Annotated in this window: 4 protein-coding genes; 1 reads left to right on the top strand and 3 read right to left on the bottom strand. The window is 68.3% G+C overall.

The genetic code is table 11. The features are described 5' to 3' along the window. The coding region (locus AC1D29_RS28790; protein ID WP_477904077.1) for a calcium-binding protein at positions 1-4,815 on the bottom strand (4,815 nt) is incomplete at its 3' end. Between the two features lie 225 nt (positions 4,816-5,040). Beyond that, the gene (tgt, locus tag AC1D29_RS28785) at positions 5,041-6,168 is read right to left on the bottom strand and encodes a tRNA guanosine(34) transglycosylase Tgt (protein ID WP_477904075.1); all 1,128 of its coding nucleotides are present in this window, start codon (positions 6,166-6,168) and stop codon (positions 5,041-5,043) included. 102 nt (positions 6,169-6,270) lie between these two features. Here tgt and AC1D29_RS28780 point away from each other — a divergent pair, with 102 nt between their 5' ends. Next, the gene (locus tag AC1D29_RS28780) at positions 6,271-7,077 is read left to right on the top strand and encodes a substrate-binding periplasmic protein (RefSeq protein WP_477904073.1); all 807 of its coding nucleotides are present in this window, start codon (positions 6,271-6,273) and stop codon (positions 7,075-7,077) included. Here AC1D29_RS28780 and queA read toward each other — a convergent pair. Beyond that, positions 7,062-8,114, bottom strand: a complete 1,053-nt coding sequence (queA, locus tag AC1D29_RS28775) for a tRNA preQ1(34) S-adenosylmethionine ribosyltransferase-isomerase QueA (RefSeq protein ID WP_477904071.1) — start codon at positions 8,112-8,114, stop codon at positions 7,062-7,064. The two genes, AC1D29_RS28780 and queA, sit on opposite strands and share 16 nt — an antisense overlap. Positions 8,115-8,188 lie beyond the last annotated feature (74 nt).

Below are 8,188 nucleotides of genomic sequence, written 5' to 3'. Positions count from 1 at the left end.
GGCCTGGAAGAAGTAGTTGATCAGCAGCCGGTCGGTCGTGCCGGCGATGACCAGCTCGATGGACTCGTTGCCATTGCCTTGCGTGCCGCCCACGCGGCGCACCAGCACGTCGCCCACGGCCACGCCGGCCTTGAACTGCACCGTGTTGAGCTTGCCTGCCGTCGAGTCGTACTGCGACACGATGGTGTCCTGACCGTCACCGCGGCCGAACAGGTAGGTGTTGTTGCCGTAGCTACCGTCCAGGTAGTCGTTGCCCGTGCCACCGTCCAGCGTGTCGTTGCCATAGCCGCCGTACAGCGCGTCGTTGCCTTCGCCGCCCAGCAGTCGGTCGTTGCCATCGTTGCCGCTGAGGATGTCATCGCCGCGGGCGCCGGTGAGCACGTCGGCGCCGGTCGTGCCGCGCAGGTTGTCGTTGGCCTCGGTGCCCGCGCTCATCAGCTCGACGAGCCGGGCGATGTTCCACACCGTACCGTCGGCGAAGGTGGCTTGCTGCAGCGAGTTGTAGACGTTGACGGGGTCGTCGCCGTAGAAGAAGTAGTTGGCCGTGATGCGATCGTTGCTGCCGACGATGGCCAGCTCCAGGCCGTTGACGCCGCCGCTCTGGTTCTCGTAGACGCGGCGCACGGTCACGTCGCCCGGCAGCACGTCGGGGCGGAACTGGATGGTGTTCAGCTTGCCGGCCGTGGCGTCGTAGCGGCCGGCGATGTTGTCTTGGCCGTCACCGCGGCCGAACACGAAGACGTTGTTGCCGTTGCCGCCGTCCAGGTAGTCGTTGCCAGCCCCGCCAACCAGCGTGTCGACACCATCCTCGCCGTAGAGGGCGTCGTTGCCCTCTTCGCCGTAGATCACGTCGTCGCCGCCCCGGCCGGCCAGCGTGTCGTTGCCTGCGCCGCCGTGCATCTCGTTGGCGGCATAGGTGCCGGCGACGTTGTCATCCGCCGACGTGCCGGCCAGCAGCGTGGCCACGATGTAGGCGACGTCCCATTCGGTGCCGTCGTCGAAGCGGACCTTCTGGATGCCGTTGTAGGCGTTGGCCGGGTCGTCGTTGTAGAAGAAGGCGTTGACGGTGACCTTGTCGGTCGTGCCGGCAATGCTGAATTCGACGGCACGATTGCCGCCGAAGTAGTTGTCGTAGGCCTGCTTGAAGCTCACGTCGGCGGGCGCGATGCCGGCCTTGAACTGCAGCGTGTTGACGCGCGCCTGGCCGCCGTTGTGGTTGTAGTACAGCCGGTCCTGGCCGTCACCGCGGCCGAACAGGAAGGTGTTGCTGCCGTAGCCGCCGTACAGCGTGTCGTTGCCCGCGCCGCCCTCGATCAGGTCATTGTCGTCGCCGCCGTCCAGCGTGTCGTCGCCGGCCTCGCCGAACAGCTGGTCCTTGCCGGCGCCGCCGTTGATCGAGTCGTTGCCGTCGCCGCCCTGCAGCAGGTCGACCCCGTTGCCGCCGCTGAGGCTGTCGTTGCCCGTGCCGCCGGTGACGATGTCGTCGCCGTCGTCGCCGGACAGGTTGTCGTTGCCTGCGCCGCCGTCGATGACGTCGTTGCCGCCAGCGCCGGCGATGGTGTCGTTGCCCAGGCCGCCGCTGAGGGTCTCGGCGGCATTGGTGCCGCGCACGTTGTCATCGCCGTCGGTGAAGGTCTGCACCTTGGCCACCAGGGTCGCGATGTCCCATTCGGTGCCGTCGTCGAAACGGACCTTCTGGATGCCGTTGTAGGCATTGGCCGGATCGTCGTTGTAGAAGAAGGCGTTGACGCTGACCTTGTCGGTCGTGCCGGCGATGCTCAGCTCCAGCGCGCGGTTGCCGCCGAAGTAGTTGTCGTAGCCCTGCTTGACGATGACGTCGGCCGGTGCGACGCCGGCCTTGAACTGCAGCGTGTTGATGCGGACCTGGCCGCCGTTGTGGTTGTAGTACAGCCGGTCCTGGCCATCGCCGCGGCCGAACAGGAAGGTGTTGCTGCCGTAGCCGCCATACAGCGTGTCATTGCCCGCGCCGCTGTCGAACGTGTCGTCGCCGTCGGCGCCATCCAGCGTGTCATCGCCGTCGCCGCCCTGCAGCAAGTCCTTGCCGTTGCCGCCGTTCAGGCTGTCGTTGCCCGGCCCGCCGATCAGCGTGTCGTCGCCCTCTTCGCCGGAGAGGCTGTCGTTGCCCGCGCCGCCGTCGATGACGTCGTTGCCGCCCGCGCCCGCGATGCTGTCATTGCCCAGGCCGCCGCTGAAGGTCTCGGCGGCGTTCGTGCCGCGCCAGACATCGTCACCATCGGTGCCGACATACAGGCGCGCCAGGATGGCCGCGATGTCCCATTCGCTGCCGTCGTCGAAGCGGACCTTCTGGATGCCGTTGTAGGCATTGGCCGGGTCGTCGCCGTAGAAGAAGGCGTTGACGGTGACCTTGTCCGTCGTGCCGGCGATGCTCAACTCCAGCGCGCGGTTGCCGCCGAAGTAGTTGTCGTAGGCCTGCCGGACGACGATGTCGGCCGGCAGCACGCCGGCCTTGAACTGCAGCGTGTTGATGCGGACCTGGCCGCCGTTGTGGTTGTAGTACAGCCGGTCCTGCCCGTCGCCACGACCGAACAGGAAGGTGTTGCTGCCGTAACCGCCGTACAGCGTGTCGTTGCCCGCGCCGCCGTCCAGCGTGTCGTCGCCGTCGCCGCCATCCAGGCCGTCGTCGCCCTCGTCGCCCTTCAGGCTGTCGGCGCCGGCCTCACCGTACAGGCTGTCATTGCCCGTGCCGCCGGAGACGATGTCGTCGCCACCGGCGCCGTTGAGCGTGTCGCTGCCGGCGCCGCCGTTGATGACATCGGCGCTGCTGGTGCCACGCAGGTTGTCATCCCCGGACGTGCCGGCCAGCAGCATGCTGACGATGGTGGCGGCATCCCATTCGGTGCCGTCGGCAAAGCGCACGCGCTGCAGGCCGGCATAGCCGTTGGCCGGGTCGTCGCCGTAGAAGAAGGCGTTGACGGTGACCTTGTCCGTCGTGCCGGCGATGCTCAGTTCCAGCGCGCGGTTGCCACCGAAGTAGTTGTCGTAGGCCTGCTTGACGACGATGTCGCCCGGCACGATGCCGGCCTTGAAGACCAGCACATTGGTGCGCGCCTGGCCGCCGTTGTGGTTGTAGTAGAGCCGGTCCTGGCCATCGCCGCGGCCGAAGACGAAGCTGTTGCTGCCGTAGCCGCCGTTCAGCGTGTCGTTGCCCGCGCCGCCTTCCAGCGTGTCGTTGCCATCGCCGCCGTCCAGGCTGTCGTCGCCGTCGTTGCCGAAGAGCTGGTCCGCGCCTGCCTCGCCGTACAGGCTGTCGTTGCCGGTACCGGCTGAAATGACGTCGTCGCCCGCGGCACCGTTCAGCGTGTCGTTGCCGGCGCCACCGGTGATGCTGTCGGCAGCGCTGGTGCCACGCAGGTTGTCGTCGCCCGCGGTGCCGGCCAGCAGCATCGTGACGATCTGGTTGGCCGTCCACTCGGTGCCGTCGGCAAAGCGCACGCGCTGGATGCCGGCATAGGCATTGGCCGGGTCGTCGTTGTAGAAGAACCAGTTGATGGTGACCTTGTCGGTCGTGCCGGCGATGCTCAGCTCCAGCGCGCGGTTGCCGCCGAGGTAGTTGTCGTAGGCCTGCCGGATGATGATGTCGGCAGGCGCCACGCCGGCCTTGAACTGCAGCGTGTTGATGCGGGCCTGGCCGCCGTTGTGGTTGTAGTACAGCCGGTCCGAACCATCGCCGCGGCCGAACAGGAAGGTGTTGTTGCCGTAGCCGCCGTTGGTCGTGTCGTCGCCGCTGCCGCCGTCGAGGATGTCGTCGCCGTCGCTGCCTTCGAGGTTGTCGTTGCCCGCGCCGCCGTACAGCGTGTCATTGCCGCCGCCGCCGTTCAGGCTGTCGTTGCCGGCCGCGCCGTTGAGCAGGTCGGCACCCGCGCCGCCGCTGTAGCCGTCATTGCCCGCCGTGCCCATGCCCAGCAGGAACAGCAGTTGCGAGATGTCCCAGACGGTGCCGTCGGCAAAGGTGACCTTCTGCAGTCCGTTGAACTCGTTGGCCGGTGTGCCGCCGTACAGGAAGCCGTTGAATGAAATGACGTCGGCGGTGCCGTTGATCGTCAGCGCCAGTGCGACGTTGCCTCCCGCTTGGCCGTCGGTCGCGCGCGCGACGCTGACGTCCGCTGGCAGCACGCCGGCCTTGAACTGCAAGGTGTTGACCTTGCCGAGGTTGGGGTCGGAGTAGGACTGGACGGTCGTCGCGCCATCGCCGCGGCCGAACAGATAGAGGTTGTTGCCGGGGCCGTTGGTGATGGTCGCTGCGGTCTCGGTGACGCCTGCTGCCAGCGCCTGACGTTGCGGGCCAGTCTCGATCAGGTCCGGCAGCTCGGCCGCGCTCCAGCGCGTGCCATCGGCAAAGGCCACCGCCTGCACTGGATTCGCGTCGGTGAAGAAGCCGCGGATCTGCACGCGGTCGGCGCTGCCGCGCAGGGCCAGCTCCAGCGCGGTCGCTTCGCCGGTGCCGTCATCGACGACGCGGCGCACGGCCACGTCGCTCGGCGCAATGCCTTGGCCCAGTTGCAGCAGGCCGGAGGCGTCATCGCCCGCCGCACGCGCGTCCACCCAGGCCGCGCCCTCGCCGCGCTCGAAGCCGTAGACCTTGGGCGCCGTCGCCTCGCTCTGCGTTGCCAGGAGGTGCACGGCCGGCAGCGCGTCGGCCGACAGCAGCAATTTGGGCTCCAGGGTCTCGATCTTCCAGGGCTCGGGCTTCTTGGGTTCGACGCGGGTGGACGCGGTCTTGGAAGCACGACGCAGAGCAGCCGCCGCACGGGCGCGCAAGGACTTGATGGACATCTGAAACCCTCGGAAGTTCGGCGCTACCGCAAGGAATGTTTCACCCAGTTACAGACAGGCTCAGGCCCGCCTGGCGGCAGCAATGGCCGAGCGATTCTGGGGTTCAGCCTGTGACGGATTTACGCTTCTTCACCTCCAAACAAGGGGGACGTCACCACCGAAAGCGACGGGTTACCCCTAGTTTTTGGGAGGCGTGACTCCGCCTGACAACGCAGTCAGCGCCGCCTAGATGCCGCGAGCGCGATCGGCCGCGAACTGCGCCCGCCAAGCCTCGAAGCGGCCGGCATCCAGCGCCTCGCGGATTTCGCGCATCAGGTTGAGGTAGTAGTGCAGGTTGTGCACGCTGGTCAGCATGGGGCCCAGCATCTCGCCGCAACGGTCCAGGTGGTGCAGATAGGCGCGGCTGAAGCCCTTGCAGCATTCGCAACCGCAGGTTTCATCTACGGGTCTTTCGTCGGTTTTGTAACGCGCATTGCGCAGCCGCAGGTCGCCAAAGCGCGTGAACAGATGGCCGTTGCGCGCGTTACGGGTGGGCATCACGCAGTCGAACATGTCGATGCCCTGGCTGACGCCTTCGACCAGGTCCTCCGGCGTGCCCACGCCCATCAGGTAGCGCGGCTTGTGGGCCGGCAGCTGGTGGCCGGTGTGGGCCAGGATGCGCTGCATCTCGGCCTTGGGCTCGCCGACCGACAGGCCGCCGATGGCATAGCCCGGCAGGTCCAGCTCGGCCAGGCCGGCCAACGACGCGTCGCGCAGGTTCGTGAACATGCCGCCCTGCACGATGCCGAACAGCGCGTTCGGGTTCTGCAGCCGGTCGAATTCGCCGATGCAGCGTTTGGCCCAGCGCAGGCTCAGCTCCATGGACGACTTGGCCTCGCGCTCGGTCGTCAGCACGCCCTTGCTCTCGTAGGGCGTGCATTCGTCGAACTGCATGACGATGTCGGAATTGAGCACCGTCTGGATCTGCATGCTCACCTCGGGCGTCAGGAAGAGCTTGTCGCCATTGACCGGCGACGCGAACTTGACGCCCTCTTCCGTGATCTTGCGCATCGCGCCCAGCGACCAGACCTGGAAGCCGCCCGAGTCCGTCAGGATGGGCTTGTGCCAGCTCTCGAAGCGGTGCAGGCCGCCGAACTGCTGGACCACGTCCAGGCCCGGGCGCATCCACAGGTGGAAGGTGTTGCCCAGGATGATCTGGGCGCCCATGTCCTCCAGCGAGCGCGGCGTGACGCCCTTGACCGTGCCATAGGTGCCGACCGGCATGAAGATGGGCGTCTGCACGACGCCATGGTTCAGGGTCAGCGTGCCGCGGCGGGCGCGGCCTTCGGTCTTGAGGAGGTCAAACTTCAGCATGGGGGCGTGATTGTCGCAGCGCGGTCGGGCTCAGGGTTGCACGCCTTGCCGCGCGCGGCATCGGGCGGCTAGGCTGGGCCTCGCCCCACCCAAGGCAGACACATGACCACGCCCCTCGTCCAGGCTGCCATCGCCGCGCTGCTGCTGATCCCGGCGGGGCTGTGGGCGGCGCCGGGCGGCTGCGGGCCGCATGTGGCGGCCGTCTACACCTATGCCCGCTTCTATTACGAGGACCCGCAGCAGGGGCCCAGCGGCATCGACAAGGACATGTTCGATGAACTGGCGCGCCGCTCGGGCTGCGAGCTGCGCCTGGTGGTGGAGTCGCGCGTGCGCATCTGGGACCAGATGCGGCGCGGCGTCATCCAGCTGACGCTGTCGGCCCTGCCGACGCCGGAGCGGCGCGAGATCGCGGAGCTGGTGCCCTACGCCCAGGCCCGCTACCACGTGCTGATGCCACGAGCGCTGGCCGGGCGCATCCGCAGCATCGCTGCCTTCGATGCCGAGGCGTCGCTGCACCTGCTCAGCGTGCGCGGCTATGCGCATGGCCCGGTCATCGACGCCTGGGTGCAGCGCCTGCGCAGCCAGGGCCGCATGGTGGAGGCCACCGATTTCCCCGGTGCGGTGCGCATGCTGCGGGCGGGCCGCGCCGATGCGCTGCTCGCGCTGCCGGGCAGCTGGCATGGCGTCATGAACAGCTTCGAAGACCCGGAGGCGCTGGTGCCGCTGGACGTGGCGCCCACGGAGCGCAACCCGGTGACGCTGGCCATGACCCAGGCCATGCCCGAAACCGACCGTCAGCGCCTGCGCCGCGCGCTGCAGGCCATGCTGGCGGACGGCAGCGTCCAGGAGATCCTGCGCCGCCACCTCGGCGACAAGGGCGCCAGGGCCGCGGCCTACAGCGGCGATTGAAGCGCGCTGCGCTCCAGCAGCATCGCGTCGCCATAGCTGAAGAAGCGGTAGCGCTGCGCGATGGCGTGGTGGTACAGCGCCATCACGCGGGCGTGGCCAGCCAGCGCGCTGACCAGCATCATCAGCGTGCTCTTGGGCAGGTGGAAGTTGGTGACCAGGCGGTCGACGACGCGAAACTCGAAGCCCGGCGTGATGAAGATGTCGGTCTCGCGCGCCCCGGCCTGCAGCTGGCCGCCGCGCGCGGCGGATTCCAGTGCGCGCAGCGTCGTCGTGCCGACGGCCACCACCCGGCCACCGCGCGCACGGCATGCCGCCACGGCCTCCACGGTCGCCTGCGGCACTTCGAACCACTCGCTGTGCATCTTGTGCTCGGCCAGCGTCTCGACGCGCACCGGCTGGAAAGTGCCGGCACCCACGTGCAGCGTCACGTGCGCCATCGACACGCCGCGCTCGGCCAGGCGGGCCAGCAGCGCGTCGTCGAAGTGCAGGGCCGCGGTCGGCGCGGCGACGGCGCCGGGCTCCTTGGCGAACACGGTCTGGTAGCGGCGCTCGTCCTCGGCGTCGTCGGCGTGGGCGATGTAGGGCGGCAGCGGCACATGGCCATGCGCGTCCAGCAGCGCGAAGGGGTCGCCTGCAAAGCGCAGGTGAAAGAGGCCGTCGTCGGGCCCGCAGCGCCCCAGCACCTCGGCATCGAACGCATCGGCAAAGCGCACGCGGCTGCCGGGCTTCGGGCTCTTGCTGGCGCGCAGGTGCATCCAGACTTCCCGCGTGCCGGGCAGCACGCGCTCGACCAGCGCCTCCACCGAGCCGCCGGTCGCCTTGACGCCATACAAGCGCGCCTTGATGACCTTGGTGTTGTTGAACACCAGCAGGTCGCCGGCGCTCAGCAGCTCGGGCAGTTCGCGGAACACGCGGTCCACGGCGGCGGGACCGGTCGCGTCCAGCAGGCGCGAGCCACTGCGCTCGCGCGCCGGGTGCTGGGCGATCAGCTCGGGTGGAAGGTCGAAATCGAAATCGGCAACGGTGTGGTTCGGCATGACGCCACGATTGTCCCCGCCCTGTCATCGGCGGGTCAGGTACGCCGGCCTAGACTCTCGCGCCCAAATTCCAG

Source organism: Roseateles sp. P1_C6, from assembly GCF_056406315.1.
The sequence above is the reverse complement of the archived record's forward strand: the minus strand, read 5'-3'. Positions and strand labels throughout refer to the sequence as shown.

Bases quoted from the DNA above. Each gene is read 5' to 3' on its own strand.
- tgt (WP_477904075.1), bottom strand. From the start codon at position 6,168: ATGCTGAAGTTTGACCTCCTCAAGACCGAAGGCCGCGCCCGCCGCGGC.
- AC1D29_RS28780 (WP_477904073.1), top strand. From the start codon at position 6,271: ATGACCACGCCCCTCGTCCAGGCTGCCATCGCCGCGCTGCTGCTGATC.
- queA (WP_477904071.1), bottom strand. From the start codon at position 8,114: ATGCCGAACCACACCGTTGCCGATTTCGATTTCGACCTTCCACCCGAG.